At 63.2% G+C, this 16822-nt stretch carries 14 protein-coding genes and 3 pseudogenes; 5 read left to right on the top strand and 12 right to left on the bottom strand.

Features of this window, described 5'->3' with window-relative positions; translation table 11 throughout:
• Window positions 1–257: 257 nt before the first annotated feature.
• From CRJ03_RS17745 to CRJ03_RS17735, 3 genes and pseudogenes are all read right to left on the bottom strand, one after another.
• The gene (locus CRJ03_RS17745) at window positions 258–467 is read right to left on the bottom strand and encodes a hypothetical protein (protein WP_104020205.1); all 210 of its coding nucleotides are present in this window, start codon (window positions 465–467) and stop codon (window positions 258–260) included.
• A gap of 508 nt (window positions 468–975) precedes the next feature.
• A pseudogene (locus CRJ03_RS17740) lies at window positions 976–1773 on the bottom strand (recombinase family protein); the annotation flags it as partial.
• Entirely contained in the window at window positions 1770–2009 is a 240-nt protein-coding gene (locus CRJ03_RS17735) for a DUF2924 domain-containing protein (RefSeq protein ID WP_104020287.1), read from the bottom strand. The pseudogene CRJ03_RS17740 and the gene CRJ03_RS17735, both read right to left, overlap by 4 nt.
• Between CRJ03_RS17735 and CRJ03_RS17730 the strand changes: the two are divergent.
• Window positions 1953–2471: pseudogene (locus CRJ03_RS17730) on the top strand (IS6 family transposase); the annotation flags it as partial. The gene CRJ03_RS17735 and the pseudogene CRJ03_RS17730 overlap by 57 nt on opposite strands.
• Before the next feature lie 140 nt (window positions 2472–2611).
• Here the strand turns inward: CRJ03_RS17730 and CRJ03_RS17725 are convergent.
• The 3 genes and pseudogenes from CRJ03_RS17725 to CRJ03_RS17715 form a co-directional block, all read right to left on the bottom strand.
• Entirely contained in the window at window positions 2612–5887 is a 3276-nt protein-coding gene (locus tag CRJ03_RS17725; protein ID WP_165375351.1) for an adenylate/guanylate cyclase domain-containing protein, read from the bottom strand.
• Between the two features lie 501 nt (window positions 5888–6388).
• The gene (locus CRJ03_RS20705) at window positions 6389–6592 is read right to left on the bottom strand and encodes a hypothetical protein (RefSeq protein ID WP_104020203.1); all 204 of its coding nucleotides are present in this window, start codon (window positions 6590–6592) and stop codon (window positions 6389–6391) included.
• A pseudogene (locus CRJ03_RS17715) lies at window positions 6589–6750 on the bottom strand (recombinase family protein); the annotation flags it as partial. The pseudogene CRJ03_RS17715 and the gene CRJ03_RS20705, both read right to left, overlap by 4 nt.
• Here CRJ03_RS17715 and CRJ03_RS20515 point away from each other — a divergent pair.
• A complete protein-coding gene (locus tag CRJ03_RS20515; protein WP_338066360.1) occupies window positions 6713–6865 on the top strand; it encodes a Fic family protein in 153 nt (50 codons plus the stop codon). The pseudogene CRJ03_RS17715 and the gene CRJ03_RS20515 sit on opposite strands and share 38 nt — an antisense overlap.
• A gap of 312 nt (window positions 6866–7177) precedes the next feature.
• Here the strand turns inward: CRJ03_RS20515 and CRJ03_RS17705 are convergent, their stop codons facing one another.
• From CRJ03_RS17705 to glnT, 5 genes are all read right to left on the bottom strand, one after another.
• Window positions 7178–7882 carry a helix-turn-helix domain-containing protein gene (locus CRJ03_RS17705; RefSeq protein ID WP_206018399.1) on the bottom strand — a complete coding sequence of 235 codons (705 nt, stop codon included), beginning with the start codon at window positions 7880–7882 and terminating at the stop codon, window positions 7178–7180.
• A 233-nt stretch (window positions 7883–8115) separates the two neighbouring features.
• Window positions 8116–9447, bottom strand: coding sequence for an FMN-binding glutamate synthase family protein (locus tag CRJ03_RS17700; protein WP_104020202.1), 1332 nt, complete (start codon window positions 9445–9447; stop codon window positions 8116–8118).
• 1 nt (window position 9448) lies between these two features.
• On the bottom strand, window positions 9449–10171 hold the full coding sequence (locus CRJ03_RS17695; RefSeq protein WP_206018398.1) for a GltB/FmdC/FwdC-like GXGXG domain-containing protein: 723 nt from the start codon (window positions 10169–10171) through the stop codon (window positions 9449–9451).
• A gap of 1 nt (window position 10172) precedes the next feature.
• Complete coding sequence (locus CRJ03_RS17690; RefSeq protein WP_104020200.1) at window positions 10173–11066, bottom strand: class II glutamine amidotransferase; 894 nt, start codon at window positions 11064–11066, stop codon at window positions 10173–10175.
• 18 nt (window positions 11067–11084) lie between these two features.
• On the bottom strand, window positions 11085–12479 hold the full coding sequence (gene glnT, locus CRJ03_RS17685; RefSeq protein ID WP_104020199.1) for a type III glutamate--ammonia ligase: 1395 nt from the start codon (window positions 12477–12479) through the stop codon (window positions 11085–11087).
• A gap of 170 nt (window positions 12480–12649) precedes the next feature.
• On the opposite strand from glnT, the gene CRJ03_RS17680 reads away from it, so the two are divergent.
• The 3 genes from CRJ03_RS17680 (at window position 12650) to CRJ03_RS17670 (ending at window position 15508) form a co-directional block, all read left to right on the top strand.
• Complete coding sequence (locus tag CRJ03_RS17680) at window positions 12650–14014, top strand: NAD(P)/FAD-dependent oxidoreductase (protein WP_104020198.1); 1365 nt, start codon at window positions 12650–12652, stop codon at window positions 14012–14014.
• Window positions 14015–14052: 38 nt separating this feature from the next.
• Window positions 14053–14865, top strand: coding sequence for a Rid family hydrolase (locus CRJ03_RS20175; RefSeq protein ID WP_206018397.1), 813 nt, complete (start codon window positions 14053–14055; stop codon window positions 14863–14865).
• 166 nt (window positions 14866–15031) lie between these two features.
• A complete protein-coding gene (locus tag CRJ03_RS17670; protein WP_104020197.1) occupies window positions 15032–15508 on the top strand; it encodes an aminoacyl-tRNA deacylase in 477 nt (158 codons plus the stop codon).
• A 186-nt stretch (window positions 15509–15694) separates the two neighbouring features.
• Here CRJ03_RS17670 and adh read toward each other — a convergent pair.
• A partial coding sequence (gene adh, locus CRJ03_RS17665; protein ID WP_104017721.1) for an aldehyde dehydrogenase occupies window positions 15695–16822 on the bottom strand: 1128 nt, incomplete at its 5' end.

Genomic DNA, 16822 nt, shown 5'->3' with positions numbered 1-16822 from the left:
GCTCGCACGGATTGAGGGTGAGTTTGCCGATAACAGGGAATTTTCCCCGAATCCTTGCCAAAAACAGGCGCCCGCGAGCGGAGACTCGGGTGCGTCTCGTTGAAGATCGTGCGATTCCAGTAACTTGGGGTCCGAGATTCCACTTTCCTGTTCTGGTCGCAAACAGGCGATCCGGGCGCAGGAACAGGGGCTTTGCAACGCTGATATCAGGTGGTTTTCCGTCAATAACAGGGACGCCGGATCATGTGCGACGGGCCTTAGGCGGTGAGTTGCGCGCCGAACCTGCGCCGCTGCTCGGACCAGGAAAGCGGCAAGTCCGCATCCATCAGCGCGGCGAGGGCCATCTCGCACGGTTGACGGCCGCCCAGGATGGCGTCCTGCAGATCGGGGGCGAGGAAGGCCAGGCGGATGAGCCGGCGGCGGTAGGGAGAGGCCGGGGCTGCCGCGAGGGTGGGCGGGCGCACCATCGGCCGCGACCTCGAGCATCTGATGCGCATTGCGCAGCGCCCGGATCAGGACCGGATCGGGCTCGGCGGTCTCCCCGACACCGAGGTGCCGGCGGATCGTGCGGAGCAGCCGGATGGGCAGGGTCAGGTCGAGATGGGCCCGGTGCACCTCGATCCGGCTGACGAGCGGCAGCGCATCGGAGGACTGGTCGGGGAGCAGCCGGTTCAGCGTCTTCTCCAGCAGCGTTTCCAGCACGTCCGCGGAGATCCGTCGCGGTGCCGGCGCGCGCCCGTCCTGCGCCGCGCGTGGCCCGCCTTGCTGGAGATCCGCCGAGACGCAGTAGCGGTAGAGCTTGCGATTGCGGCCGTAGGCGAAGGTCGGCGACATCGGTCGGCCGTCGGTGTCGAATATGCGCCCCGTGAGGGGCGATGCCACCGCTCGGTCCCTGCTCCTCCGGCGCCGCCGGGTGTTTGTCTCGACCCTGGCCTGAACCGCCTCGAACAGGTCACGATCCACGATGGCGGCATGCTGTCCGGGATAGGTGGTGTCGCGATGCGGCATCTCGCCGAGGTAGAGGCGGTTGCGCAACAGGTGGAAGAGGGCGCCGCGACTGAAGGGCTTGCCGCCCAGCTGGCGGCTGGCGGCGGTGGTGCGTGCCTTCGAGACGATGCCGGACTGCCGCAGGTGCTGTTCCAGCGCATGCACGGATCCGAGGTCGAGATAGGCCGAGAATATCCGCCGGACGAAGTCGGCCTCGCCTGGATTGACCACGAGGACACGACTGCTCTCGGCCGGCAGATCATAACCGAGCGGAAGGGTGCCGCCCATCCAAAGGCCCTTCTTCTTGGAGGCGGCGATCTTGTCGCGGGTGCGCTCGCCGGTGATCTCGCGCTCGAACTGCGCGAAGGAGAGCAGCATGTTGAGGGTGAGCTGCCCCATGCTGGAGGTGGTGTTGAAGGACTGGGTGACGGAGACGAAGCTGACCTCGTGGCGCTCGAATATCTCGACGATGCGCGCGAAGTCGGCGAGCGAGCGGGTGAGCCGGTCGATCTTGTAGACGACGACGATGTAGATGCGGCCTGCCATGGTGTCGCCGAGGAGGCGCTGGAGGGCCGGGCGCTCCATCGTGCCGCCGGAATACCCGCCGTCATCGTAGAGGGCGGGAAGCGCCGTCCAGCCCTCGCTGGACTGGCTCGTCACGTAGGCGGCGCATGCCTCGCGCTGCGCATCGAGAGAGTTGAAGTCCTGATCGAGACCCTCCTCGGAACTCTTTCGGGTGTAGAGCGCGCAGCGGCGCGTCGGGGGCCGGCTCGCAGCCCGGCTCATGGGAGACCATCCCGCAAGCCGAAGAAGCGCGGGCCGTTCCAGCGGGTGTCGGTGGCGGCGCGGGCGATGGCCGAGAGGCTGGGCCAGAGGGTGCCATCCCAGCGGAAGCCGTCGGGCTCGATCACCACCTCGATGCGCTGGCCGTGCCAGTCCCGGCGGAGGATGGCGCCGGTGCCGAGGCGGCGATCCGAAAGCGCCGAATTGCAGGAATGAAGTCCAGCCGATGGCGGTGGCATCTGGACGAGATGTTCGTGAAGATCAACGGTGAGCGGCACTATCTTTGGCGGGCCGTGGATCATGAAGGCGAAGTCCTGGAAAGCTTCGTCACGAAGACCCGTGATAAGAAGGCTGCGTTGAAATTCTTAAAGAAAGCAATGCGTAAGCACGGTCGGCCCGAGGTGATCGTCACGGACCTGCTGCGCTCACATGGTGCTGCGCTGAAAGAGATCGGCGCCGCAGACAGGCGGGAAACGGGCCGCTGGCTGAACAACAGGGCGGAGAATTCACACTTGCCGTTTCGACGACGGGAGAAGGCGATGCTTCGTTTCAGGCGCATGCGAAGTTTGCAGAAATTCGCCTCCGTCCACGCCTCAATTTACAACCTGTTCAATTCGGAAAGAAGTCTCAACTCACGACCAAATTTTAAGCTCAACCGCACCGCTGCTCTGATCGAGTGGCGCGGTCTCGGCGCGGTATAAGGGGCAGCCTCACTGTCCATTCAGAGACTGGTTCGAATTCGTCTGACACCACCCACAAGGCCGCTGGCGATCCGGATTTTTTTCTCCACAGTCATCCTTGTCCCGCTCCCCGGTCTTCATCTCCTGCCTGCCTCCCGCCCTCAATCCGCGTAATCGGTATGGCCCGTCAGGCTGCGCCTTATCCCCATCTTCCCGAAATCGGCCCTCAGCGCCGCAGCCGCGTCAGACTCCGCCGGTATCGCGCCGTTCTCGGCGAGCAGGCGGATCTCGCGCAGAGCGAGATCGACGAGCGGCAGCGGTTCCTTATTGGTGAACCGCTCCAGCGCATGGGCATACGTCGTGGCGCGGTCGGCCTCGCCGCGGGCGATCATGATGGCACAGGCATCGGGATAGAAATGCAGATGGTTGTGACCGACGCACCCCTTCGCAATGATCTCGGCCCCATGGGCGAGAAGCCTGTCCTGCTCGTCAGGGTCGTCCAGCGCCAGCGCGAGCGCCGACAGCGCCTTCGGCCCGACGAAGGTCGGGCCATGCGCCAGGGCGATCTCGACAGCCTCATGTCCGGTCTCGCGCGCCTCGGCGCGCTGTCCGGCATAGACCTGCGTGCGCGCCAGATGCTCGAGCGCTTGCGCCTCAAGCCGCTTGGCCCCGACACGCCGCCCGACTTCGGCAGAGCTTGCGAAGGCGTCCAGCGCTGCGTCGATCTCGTCCAGAAGGGTCAGCGCGACGCCAAGGCAGGTCTGCGCAACGCATTCGGGCACGAGCGCGAAGTAGGTCTGCGATATTTCCACCGCCTCCATGCCCTCCACCCTGCCTTGCTGCACATCGCCGCTGTAGCTTCGCGCGACGCTGAGATTGTGCAGGTTCGCGGCGACGTCGCGGACCAGGCCGTCGGGCCGCGCCCGCTCGACCGCTTGGCTGTAATATCCGACGGCCGTGCGCATCGATCCCTTCATGAAATAGGCGTCTCCGAAACCGCTGAGCGCTCCCACCTCGAGTCGGACGGATCCGAGCGCCCGCGCCAGCCCGAGCGCCTCTCCGTTGCTGGCAAGCGCCTCTTCGAAACGGCCAAGCGGAAAGTAGATGTTGCCGCGGATGTAGAAGACCTGCGCGAGGCTGGCATCGGCGCCGCAGCGCCGCGCCGCAGCTTCGGCGATGTCGAGGCTGTCCAGCGCCAGCTGGTACTGGCTCGTCTGACGCGCCGACTGCGCCCACTCGAGGTGGATGCGGCAGAGCTGCGCGTCGGTCTCGGCGACCTCGGCGGCGGCCTCGCACTGTGCGAGCGCCTCGGTCGGCCGCCCCTGCAGGCGCATCACCTCGCCCAGCATACCGAGCAGGTCGACCCGAAGCGCCGGGGCCACGTCCAGCGCAAGCGCCCGCTCGAGCAGGGGTTCCGCCTCTTCGAACTTGTAGGCGCGGATCAGACTTTCGGCTGCGTCCAGGTAGGCGCGCGGCGCGTCGCGGGACTCGGCGCGGTCGAGGTGCTTCGCGTGAAGCGGTGCATCGCGCCCGGCGAACCATTTGGCCGCCCGGGTATGCAGCATGTTGCGTTCCGTCCTGAACAAGCTGTTGTAAGATCCGTCTCGGATGAGGGCATGCGCGAACGCCAGATCGGCGCCGCTTTCGCGCATGAGACCCGCGCGGATCAGGGCGGACAGATCGGGAGTGTCGTCCTCGACGAGGTAGGCCAGCGCCTCGGGCGAGAGGCGTTGTCCGAGCACCGAGGCCGCCTGGATCGTGCGGCGGGCTTCGGGATTGATCGCGTCGAGGCGCGACTGCACGATGCCTTGGATGGAGCCCGGAAGCTCGCCGGACGCGGTGACGCCACGACTGCGCAGCAATTGTTCGAGAAACAGCGGATTGCCGCCCGCGCGTTGGATGAACGGATCGACGTCGTCGCCCCCCGAAGTGATGATCGCCCGGCTCAGTTGGCGGCAATGATCCTCGGACAGGCCGGCCAGTTCGATCTTGGCGAGATACGTGCCGCCGGTCTGCGCCTGCCAATCGAGGTCGAGCGGATCGCCGTCGATGCGGCTTGTCATAGTCAGCAGGCACGGGACGTCGCGGATCGTCGCTGCGACATGCGCCAGGGCCGACAGGATATCGGGGGTGGCCCAATGAACATCCTCGATCTGCAAGAGCAGCGGCGCCAAGGCACTGCGCGCACGCACCAGGTTCGCCATGACCGTGCGACGCCCGCGTTGCCGCGCGGCATTGTCCATGTTGGCGTAGACCTCGGCGACGCCCGCATCCTGTTCAAGTTCGAGAAGCGCGTTCAGGTGTACACGGTCGACCGGCGCGATCCAGCCAGCCTCGACGGCCCGGTCGGCGGCCTGCCGCACCGTGACGTTCTCCCCCAGGGCGCCGGACCCGAGCAGGCTTCGCACAAGGTCCTGCAACGCCGACCGCCCCTCGAGCGCGCCGAAATCGAGGACCCCGGCGCGATGGACGCTATAGCCCATATCGTGCGCGATGGCGGCGATCTCTTCGAACAGGTGCGTCTTGCCGATTCCCGGCTCGCCCAGCACGACATGGATCTCGCCAGAACCGTGTTCGCTGCAGCGCTCGCAGGCGGTGCGGAACAGCGAAACCTCGCGCTCGCGTCCGACGAAGGCGAGTTTCGGCGTTTTCTGACGCGAGGCGACATCCGACAGGCACCACAACCGTTGTGGCATAGCGATCCCAGGAAGCGCGACCTCGCCCCGGTCCTCGGCCGAAAAACGCGACCGAAGAGCAAGATGTATATCCGCCGAGATCAGCGTTTCGTCCGCCTGCGCGTGGTCCGTGATCCGCGCCGCGAGGTTCACCCCGTCGCCGAGAACCGTATTCTCGGTGTGCAGGTCGCTGCCAGTCGCACTGGCGATGACCTGGCCCGACGCGATCCCAATATGGCAGCGCATCGGCGGGTCGAGCGTCGGCATCGCCGCGTGAATCTCGAGCGCGGCGCGCGCCGCCTTCTCGGTGTCGCTCGTGCTCGCGACCTGGCCACCAAAAACGGCCATGACCGCGTCGCCGATATGCTTGTCGATCGTGCCGCCGAATTTCTCGACGATGCTGTCGACCACCGCAAAGAACTGCCCGAGCACGGCATGCGTGTCCTCGACATCGAGGCCGGCGGTGAGGCGTGTGAACCCGGACAGGTCGATGAACATGACCGTGACATGCCGCTTTGCCGCGATCCGCTGCGGTGCAAGGGCAGACTTAGGTTGCGGCGTTGACGGCTCGGCGCATGCGTCGAGTGCCGCGATAGCGCGCATGATGCGCCTGCGATCGCCGACGGCGGTGATGCCCATGTCCTTGAGGTCTTCAACCGAAAGATGCGGAAGGATCTCAAGATCTATCTTGTTATCGTGAAAGATCGCCGCGTACTCATCGAGGTCATGGTCCGCCAGCCACCTCGTTACGCTATCCGACATTTTGCCCATTTCACCAAATTCGGCCTGCAGAGATGCACTTTAACGAACATAGACGGTGGCTCGTCGAAAGCACAAGGATAACGACTGGGTCCGTTTACACATCCTTGATGGCGTCGAGCCCTCTCGTACGCCTAATTAATGTCAAGCCGTTTTCTCAAATCTGGCTTCGGCTGCCGCTTCGCCCATTTAAGTCTCAGTTGCTGTTGCTTGTTGAAGTCAGCTGAACGCAATTGCGGCTACTCGAAATGCCCGCTTTAAGCGCGAAGCAGAAATTCCTCGCGACGATGGTCTACGGCAGCTCTGGGCCGAGGCTGTGTGGAAACTCCAACATGTTGTATGCTTCCTGAGGGATGGGAGTGCATGTATGTCAGGTTTCATCGAAGGTGTTGGTCGCGATCAGGTGACGCTGTTTCCGGAACGTCTTGAGGATTGGATTGGCGAGGATCGGCTGGTTCGAATGAGCCGTCTCTCTGCGTTCGCGACCGAGAACGAAACTGTGGCTCACAGGACGTAGTCATCCGCGACGGCACTATCGTATAGCGCCTTGACGGAAGTCGCACTCTCGACGGCGGCTCGCACCGCCTCTTTCTTAAGATCGAGAACGCGAAAGCTTTCGCCCACCTTCGCGACCGCATCTATCCGGCGGAAGGTCTCTCCGTAGGTCGTCGCGTACTTCGCAAGTCCCTTCGGCGTCGCGCGAGTCACGCAGCTTCTCCGATCCCGCCGGCCATAATCCCGCGTGCGAGGCCGCCGAGGCCATCGACACGGAGCCGGACGTTGAGCCCGCCTTCGCCAATATCTGCTCGCTCGACCAGCAGCGCCACGATGCGCGCCTGCTCGGCCGGAAAGAGTTCGTCCCACATCCGCGCGGGTCTTGCCCATGTCCAGTTCGAGACCATCCACCCGTTTCTCGACGGAAACGGACGGCTGAGTGCGGGCTCCGCACGATACAATCGAGGTCACGTCGGCTGTGATTAATCTTTAAGTCTTGGAAATTGTATGGGTTCCTCCCTGCGTTGGGTGTATTCGGGGGGCGAGGCGCGACGCTTTCCCAGTGACAGCCCCGAAAACACCCATTTCATTTCGCATTGAGCGCAAACCCCATTGAACACAGGGCCTGACGGCCCGCCGCAAACCGCCTGAACCGATACGCCGGTACGGGGGCATTTCGTTTTGGCCGTCACCCCGTTTCGTTTCGGGGCCCACTTCAGGAACCACCGATGGACGTGACCGAGCTGCCCCTCGGGCAGATCAGTCCCTACCGCAATCGGCGCGCGTCGCGATGGCCTGTCAATCGTGGAAGATGATGGCGATGAAATTGACCGCCTCGGACAGGACGTCCTCGGGCCCATGCAGGACCTCGCCTGAAAAGGTAAAGGCATCCCCGGGCTCGAGCAGATACGAATTGTCACCGAATTTGTACTTCATCCTGCCTTCGAGAATGTAGATAAACTCGGTTCCGGGATGCTGGAAACGTGGAAATTCTTCGCTTTCGCGATCCAAATGGATCACGAATGGCTCAAACAAGCGATTTGCGCCGCGTTGGTAGGATAGAAGCCGGTAATTGTGTCCGTAGCGCGATCCGGTGCGGATGACTTCGGGTTGTTCGCCGGCCTTGAGTAGCTGAGCCATCCCCTGTGGCTTGTCGATCTCGCTCATCAGAAAGGACAATTTGACACCAAGCGCGCCGGAGATCCGCTCCAGCACTTCCAGGCTGGCGGCGTTCTGTCCGTTCTCGATGCGGCTCAGCATGGCAGAGGACAGACCACAGCCAGCCGACAACTCAGCCAAGGTCAACCCCAGCTGCTGCCGCTTGCGCCGCACAACCGAACCAATGCGCATGTCGATGGGAATGGAGGTCATGTCGACGGGATCAAACGCGTCGCTTCCCATGTTCTTGGATTTGGTTTCGGTGCGCCGCTGGTCGCCCTTTTTCGCTTTCAAATTCGGCTCCTTGCAACTGCCCGCTTTCGGTTTACGTGTGCGCGGCGCCATGGAATGCAGGACGGCAGGGACGCGGTCAAGGTCCCGACGGCTGCTGCCCGGATCAGCACTGGACACCGGGGCGAAGATACGTCGCTCTGTCGGGGCACTTTTCGGAAAGCCGCGCTGGCCCAGCGCCGATAACAACGTCGCCCGCGCCAGTCTATTCCCCGGCGCGGGCCCGCGTCCAGTCCAAACGTGGTCGGCAGCCCCGCCCCCCCCGCGGAAGGGGCGGCGCATTTGGATCACATGGCACTCTTTCCCGGGATCCAACCGGTGCCGGCCAGCGGCACCTGAGCCATTGCGGCGGCCTCAACGGTCAACGCGACCAGATCCTCGGGTTCGAGGTTGTGAACATGGTTGTGGCCGCAGGCCCGCGCGATGGTCTGAGTTTCGAGCGTCAGGACCGACAGGTAATTGGCCAGCCTGCGACCGCCCTGAACCGGGTCGAGGCGCTTCATTAGATCGGGGTCCTGGGTCGAGATGCCCGCGGGATCGCGGCCGTCTTGCCAGTCATCGTAGGCACCCGCGGTCGTGCCGAGCTTCTGATACTCATCTTCCCACTTGGGGTCGTTATCCCCGAGCGCAACCATTGCTGCGGTGCCGATCGCGACGGCATCCGCGCCGAGTGCCAGCGCCTTGGCCACGTCGGCGCCGTTGCGGATCCCGCCCGAGACGATCAGCTGCACCTTGCGATGCATCCCAAGGTCCTGAAGGGCCTGAACGGCAGGGCGGATGGCCGCCAAGGTCGGAATGCCGATATGCTCGATGAACACATCCTGCGTTGCGGCAGTGCCGCCCTGCATCCCGTCGAGCACCACGACATCGGCGCCGGATTTCACAGCCAGCGCCACGTCGTAGTAGGGCCGCGACGCGCCAACCTTCAGATAGATCGGCTTTTCCCAGTCGGTGATCTCGCGCAGTTCCTGGATCTTCAGTTCCAGGTCGTCTGCGCCGGTCCAGTCGGGATGGCGGCAGGCGGAACGCTGGTCGATTCCCTTGGGCAGGGTGCGCATCTGCGCCACGCGGTCGGTGATTTTTTGCCCCAGGAGCATGCCGCCGCCGCCGGGCTTCGCGCCTTGCCCCACGACGATCTCGATGGCATCGGCCTTCTTCAGATCGTGCAGATTCATGCCATAGCGCGACGGAAGGTACTGGTAGACGAGCGTCGTCGACTGACCGCGCTCTTCGGGGGTCATGCCCCCGTCACCCGTGGTGGTCGAGGTGCCCATGGCACTGGCCCCGCGGCCGAGCGCCTCTTTCGCGGTCGCCGACAGCGCGCCGAAGCTCATGCCGGCGATGGTGATCGGGATCTTCAGTTCGATGGGGTTCTTCGCGAAGCGCGTGCCCAGAACGACGCTGGTGTCGCATTTCTCGCGATAGCCTTCGAGCGGGTAGCGCGACATCGACGCTCCCAGGAACAGAAGATCGTCGAAACTGGGCACCTTGCGCTTGGCGCCGCCGCCGCGGATATCATAGATACCGGAGGTTGCAGCCCGGCGGATCTCCGCAAGGGAATAGTCGTCAAAGGTCGCCGACATCCGCGGAGGCGTGTGGGGAAGAATGGTTTCCGACATGTTAGTAGGCTCCGATATTGTCGACTTTGAAGTTGTAGAGCTGCCGTGCCGAGCCGTAGCGGGTGAAGTCGTTCACATCGACCTTGCCCGCCTCGCCCGCGGCTTCCAGCAGTTCGGCCAGTTCCTTGCGATGCTCATCGCGCATTTTCTTGGCGATGCAGTCGGCGCCGAGGCTGGCCACCGAGCCGCGCACATAGATATGCGCCTCGTAAAGGGAGTCGCCGAGGGAGTCGCCGGCATCGCCGAAGACCACCAAGCGCCCGCTCTGAGCCATGAACGCGGAGAGGTGGCCAATATTGCCCTTCACGATGATATCGGTGCCCTTGAGCGAGATACCGCAGCGCGCAGAGGCGTTGCCGTCGATGACGAGGCGCCCGCCGCGGCCGGTGGCGCCAGCGGACTGGCTGGCATCGCCACGCACGTGGATCTGGCCGGATTCGATGTTCGATCCGACGCCCTGACCGGCGTTTCCGTTGATGGTCAGCCGGGCTTGGCGCAGCATGCCGCCGCAGAAATAGCCCACATGGCCATCGACCTGAATATCCAGATCCGCGTCCAGCCCCGCGACGACCGAATGGTCCCCGGTCAGGTGGGTGACACGCACCGGGTCGCAGGGGCGATTAGCAGGCAGTTCGTGAAGATAGGCGTTCAGGTCGCGGACGGAAGATCGGGACAGGTCGAAGACCGTCTCATTGCCCGCCTTTTGAAGGGTGTTGGTCGTCATCTCAATGCTCCCAGAAGTAGCTGTGGGCCGGGGTCGGTTCCCAGACGCGGGCATTTTCAATGCCTGGCAGGCCGGTCAGCGATTTGTATTCGGAGGCGAAAGCGACGTAGTCGTTGGTCTCGGCCATGACCGCCGGTTTGCAGGCGATGGGGTCGCGCAGGACGCCGAAGCCATTCTCGGTGCCGACCACGAAGGTGAAGAATCCGTCCAGAACGTCGAGCGATGAGTCGAGCGCGTCGCCAAGCGACTTGCCTTGGTGCATCTGCTGGCTGAGGTAGCCTGCGGCTACTTCGCTGTCGTTCTCGGTCCGGACCTTGATGCCGTCCTTGCGCAGGGCGCGGCGCATCGAGGCGTGGTTCGAAATCGAGCCATTGTGCACCAGGCACTGGTCGTTGGCGGTCGAGAACGGGTGCGCCCCTTCCGGCGTTACTGCGGATTCCGTCGCCATCCGGGTATGGGCGATACCGTGCGTGCCACGCATCTGGGCGATGCCAAAACGCTCGGCCACGTCGTCGGGATAGCCTACGTCCTTGTACATCTCCAGACGCTTGCCCTGACCGATTAGCGCCAGTTCGGCGGGGCGGGCATCGATCCATTCGATGGCCTGTCCCGCCTTGGCGTCGGGCACCCGGAAGACGACATTGCTGCCGGTCGCCGATTTCTGGATCTCCGGGGCGACCTCCCGGCACATCTGCTCATGGAGACTATCGAGATCGGCATCGCCCTGCGCGATGACCGACAGCTTGGTAAAGCCCGGATCGTCGGTCGTATAGATGGCGAACCCGGCTGAGTCCGGGCCACGACCGCAGAGCGTCGAGGTCATCTGCGCCAACATGACGCCCATTTGAGACTCTAGCGCCTTGTTCTTGATAAACAAACCTGCAATTCCGCACATGTTTTTCTTCCTTCCTAGTTAGTAAAACCGCAAATACCGGTTGATCTCCCATTGCGAGACCGACCGGTGGTATTCCGTCCATTCCTCTTGCTTGATCTCGAGGAACTCCGAGATGAGCTCCTCGCCCAACGTGTCGGCGAACAAACTGTCGCTGCGCAGGGCCGCGAGCGCTTCGTTCAGGTTCTGCGGCAGCACATCGACAGCCATTTCCGCGATCTGTTTCAGCGACAGGTCGTAGAAGTTGATGTTATGGGGCTCGCCCGGGTCGAGCTCGCGGTCGACCCCGTCGAGACCCGCCGCCAGCATCGCGGCCGTCGCGAGATATGGGTTCATCGCGGAGTCGCCGACACGCAGCTCCAGGCGCCCGTAAGGCACGCGCACCATGGCCGTGCGGTTGTTGTCGCCATAGGCGACGTAAACCGGCGCCCAGGTGGTGCCGGACAGGTTGTTCCCGACAACCAGCCGCTTGTAGGAGTTGACCGTGGGCGCCAAGAGAGCGGTAAGCGCCGGCGCATGCGCCAGGAGTCCTCCAAGGAAATGGTAGGCCAGCTTGCTCAGCCCCATGCCCCGGGGGTCGCTATCGTCGCCGAATGCGTTCTTGCCGCTCTCATCCTCCAGCGATAGGTGGATGTGCATCCCGTTGCCGGTGGATTCGGCCTTAGGTTTGGGCATGAAGGTACAGATCGCCCCGATATCATGAGCAATCTCGGCGGCCGCCATCTTGAAGTACGTGATCTGATCTGCGGTGCGAAGCGCTTCGTTGTACCTGAAATTGATCTCATACTGGCCGTTGGCGTCCTCGTGGTCGATCTGGTAGACGTCGATGCCAACCGCCTCGAGCGTCTCGACGAGCGGATGCAGGAATTCCCGGGCGCGCGACAGCCCGCGATAATCGTAGGCGGCCTTGGCCAGCTTGTCGGTTTCGTCGAAGGGGACGAACTCGCCGTTCTGTTCCCGGAGCAGGATGAACTCAGGTTCCATGCCCGTATTCAGCTTCAGCCCGCGTTTGGCCAGCCGGTCAAGTTGGCGGCGCAGTACGTTGCGGGTGTCGATCGGATGCTCTTCGCCATCGACCAAGCCGACGCCGAACATCGAGGCGTATTCGGGGCGCCAGGGCTTCAGGCGCAGCGTGTCGAGTTCGCAGCGCACCATATATTCCGATTCGTGAGGTTTTATGCCGAGACCCCAGGCGCCGGCCCCGGCAAAGCCTGCGCCGTCAGTCAGCAGATCCCCCAGATGGTGCCGCGGAACGGCTTTGCTCTTGGCGACACCGTGAATGTCGACGAATTGCGCCAACACAAAGTGAACACCATTTTTCTTGAGGAATTCCAGGGCTGAATCCCCGGTCAGTCCCAGTGGTGTCGCTAAGGCGCCGAAGGAGTGCCGTCCGGACTTTGTCTTCTCTGCATTCATGGTATTCCAACCTCCCGTGGTTTGTCCTGTTCAGTTTTTGTCTATGTCTCGAGGTGTAAAGAAAAGTTGCAGGAAGCGCAATCTTTTTGTATTAGATGCATATCACTTCCCACACCTGCGGCTTCTGGATGCGCGGGAAAACGCGCTTGGACCTGTAAGAAAGCAACGAGATGACAAAGCCCTCCGCCGACCGTCAACCAACGCTTGCCGAGCTTGCTGGAAAGGCAGCCCCGCCCCAAGGCGGAGTTCCCGCCGCACTGTGTTGCGAACCCTATTGGAGACAGATTCCAGATGCCTCCGGGGGCGAGCGTCTGCCGCAGCCGGAAAAGGTCGATGTGGCGGTGATCGGATCCGGTTTTACTGGACTTTCGGCCGCGTTGACGCTGGTCCGTGCGGGTCGTTCAGTGGCGGTGCTGGAGAAGGATCAACTGGGCGCGGGCGCCAGCACCCGAAACGGCAGCCAGCTGGGCAGCGGAAACCAGAAGTTCCATGTGAAAACGCTGATCGAGATGTTCGGCGAACTGAAAGCGAAAGCGCTGCTGCTCGAGGGCGTCGCGATGCTGGACTACATTGAAGAGCTGATTCGGGTGGAGAAGCTGGACTGCCATTTCGGCCGCTGCGGGCGGTTCCGCGGCGCGGTTCGCCCTGCTCACTATGACGCCATGGCCCGCGACATGGAGGATTTGCGTAAACACGCTGGCGTCGAGTCATTCATGGTGCCCAAGGAAGATCAGCACAAAGAGATTTACACCGATTTCTTTCACGGCGGCTCTGTGCTACCTGACGATGCAAGTCTGCATCCCGGCCTCTATCACCATGCGCTGGTGACGCGGCTGCGCGACTCCGGTGCCGTGCTGCTGGAAGAGACACCCGCTCTGGGAATCGAGGCGGACGGACGTGAATTCGTCGTCTCCACTCCTGCCGGGCCAATTCGCGCCGCCAACGTCATTGCGGCCACCAATGGCTACACAAGGGGCTTCGACCGCTACCTGAGCCGGCGGATCGTCCAAGTGCCGTCCTCGGTGATCGTCACCGAAACCGTGCCGCAACAGACGATTGACGCGCTGATGCCTGCCAAGCGCATGTATGGCAACTCGGCACGGGTCTTTTTCTATTTCCGCGCTGCGCCGTCCGAGCCACGGCTGATTTGGGGCGGGCGCGTGGGCCGGATGGTCCGCGCCAATACGCCGCATGCCTTCGGGCATCTGGCGGCGGACATGCTGCGGGTATTCCCCGATCTGGGCGCGGTCAAGGCGACCCATGGCTGGACGGGCCAGATTGGCTACACGTTCGATGAGCTGCCGCATCTGGGCAAGACGCCCAAGGGCATACACTTTGCGATGGGTTATTGCGGGACCGGCGTCACCCGCTCCACCTATTTCGGTCACAAGATTGCTTTGAAGGTGCTGGGCGACCCCAAGGGGCGCACAGAATTCGACGACATCACCTTCCCGACACATCCATTCCACTTCGTCGCCGACCGCGCCGTGCCCGTCGTCGAGAGCTGGTACCGGGTCAAGGATTCCTACACCTGAACAATTTCAAATCCACCGGCAAATAAATGGGAGGTACCATGCCGAAAGACAGCACTCAGCAAGACATCACCCCCGTGCAGGGCGGCACGACACGCCGCAGCGCCAAGGCTCGCAAGAACGTGTCCTCTGGCGGCGCGTTCGAGGACGTGTTCGGGTATTCCCGCGCCGTGTCCTACGGCGACCATGTCCACGTTTCGGGCACATGCGCCCCGGCAAGCTGCGAAAAGCAGACCGCCTATCTTCAGGCCCGAGCGATCTTCAAGACCATTGAGACCGCATTGGCCGAGGCCGGCAGCTCATTCGACGAGGTCGTGCGCACGACCGTGTTCCTGCGCGACATCTACGATGCCGAAGAAGTGGCTCGTGCCCATTGCGAGGTGTTCGGGGATATCCGGCCGGCAAGCACACTGGTTCAGGTCGTTTCGATGATGCGGCCTTGGCAGAAGGTCGAGATCGAGGCCTATGCACAGCGGACCTCTGCGAGGAAAGGGATCTCGTCGGGCGGCGCGTTCGAAGGCGTGTATGGCTATTCCCGCGCCTTCGCGACATCCGACCATGTGCATGTCTCAGGCACCTGCGCCCCGGCCGGTTACGAGAAGAGCGGCCCTTACATCCAGGCCAAGGCGATCTTCGAAACCATCGAAAAGGCGTTGGCCGAGGGTGGCGCCAGCTTCTCGGACGTGGTGCGCACGGTGGTCTATCTGCGCGACATCAACGATGCCGAGGAAGTGGCCCGGGCCCATTGCGAAGTATTCGGTGACGTTCGTCCGGCCTCCACGCTGGTCCAAGTGGTTTCCATGATGCGTCCCTGGCAGAAGGTCGAAATCGAGGCCTACGCCCAGCTTGGGTGACAGGTTGGAGACTGACAGATCGTGTTCGGCGGGGCCCGGTTCCCGCCGAACACCATATTCTGCGCGGTCGGTTGACGATTGAAGAAGCCTTGGCCGACCGTCCGCAACTGTTAAACTGGCGAAACTGCGCCCCCGGGGCCTGCTCCCTAAGACATCTGGAAGACCTATGGCCGTTAGCACACCTGCCGTTCGCCGGCTCGAAACCCTGGATATTCCCTTCCAGGTTCTGACCTACGCCTTCGATGCCACCGAAGGTGAGCTTGGGCGCCATGCCGCCGCGGCGCTTGGCATCGAGCCTGACGCGATGTTCAAGACGTTGATGGTTGCGGTGGACCAATCCCCCGTATGTGCCGTGATCCCGGTTGCCCGGACCGTGGCGTTGAAGACGGTCGCCAGACATTTCGGCGGGAAGCGCGCGTCGATGTTCTCACGCGAGGCGCTCCTGCGGCAGACCGGCTACACTGTCGGCGGAATCAGCCCGATCGCGCAAAAAAAGCCCTGTCCGGTGCTGTTCGACGCTACGATTCTGACGCTGTCGAAGATCTGCATCAACGGCGGGAAACGCGGGGTGGTGCTGCGTCTGGCGCCGCGGGATGCCCTGGTGGCCACATCGGGCGAAACCGTGCCCATCTGCGCCGATTGAACGGTTCGAGAATCCGCTTTCTATGATCGCGCTCGTCCGGGGGCCTTGGTGGAATCCCGCCTTGTTCGCCGCAGTGTTCTATCTGTGGGCAGCGGGGCGGCGAAGGGGGCGCCTCCCATTAACGGTTTGGTGGCGGGCGGCCCTTTGGGCGCGGGAGCGATTGCAGGGCCGCCCGCCGGCTACGGCTTAGAAAAAGCCGAGCTTGTTGGGGTTGTAGCTGACCAGCATGTTCTTGGTCTGCTGGTAGTGATCGAGCATCATCTTGTGGGTTTCGCGCCCGATGCCCGACTGCTTGTAGCCGCCGAAGGCCGCATGCGCTGGGTAGGCGTGATAGTTGTTGACCCAGACACGGCCTGCCTCGATCGCGCGGCCGAAGCGATAGGCGCGGGTACCGTCGCGCGTCCAGACACCGGCCCCGAGGCCGTACATCGTGTCATTGGCAATGGCCAATGCCTCGGCCTCGTCCTTGAAGGTCGTGACCGACACGACGGGGCCGAAGATTTCCTCCTGGAAGACGCGCATCTTGTTGTGGCCTTTCAGGATCGTGGGCTGGATGTAGAATCCGCCCGCAAGATCGCCATTGAAGCGCGCCACACCGCCCCCCGTCAGCACCTCGGCGCCCTCTTGCACACCGATCGTCAGGTAGGAGAGGATTTTCTCCTGCTGCTCTTGGCTCGCCTGCGCGCCAACCATGGTTTCGGGGTCACGCGGATCGCCCTGCTTGATCGCCTTCACACGCTCGATGCAGCGGGCGATGAACTCCTCGTAGATATCCTCCTGGATCAGCGCGCGGCTGGGGCAGGTGCAGACCTCGCCCTGGTTAAAAGCGAAGAGCACGAACCCCTCCACCGCCTTGTCGAGGAAAGCATCGTCCTGCGCCATCACGTCCGAGAAGAAGATGTTGGGCGACTTGCCCCCCAGTTCCAGCGTGACGGGGATCAGGTTCTCGGTCGCGGCCTGCATGATCTTGCGCCCGGTCTCGGTCGAGCCGGTGAAAGCGATCTTGGCAATCCGTGGGCTGCGGGCGAGGGCCGCACCCACTTCGGCGCCATAGCCGTTTACGATGTTCAGCACCCCGGCGGGCAGCAGATCGGCGATGAGCTCGGCCATAACCATGATCGCCGCGGGCGTCTGCTCGGCCGGTTTCAGCACGACGCAGTTGCCGGCGGCCAGCGCCGGGGCCAGCTTCCACGCGGCCATCAGGATCGAGAAATTCCACGGGATGATCTGCCCCACGACGCCCAGCGGCTCATGGAAATGATAGGCGACCGTGTCATGGTCGATCTCGGACATGGTGCCTTCCTGCCCGCGCAG

Origin of the sequence: Roseovarius nitratireducens (genome assembly GCF_002925845.1) — a bacterium.
Lineage (GTDB): Bacteria > Pseudomonadota > Alphaproteobacteria > Rhodobacterales > Rhodobacteraceae > Roseovarius > Roseovarius nitratireducens.
The sequence above is the reverse complement of the archived record's forward strand: the minus strand, read 5'-3'. Positions and strand labels throughout refer to the sequence as shown.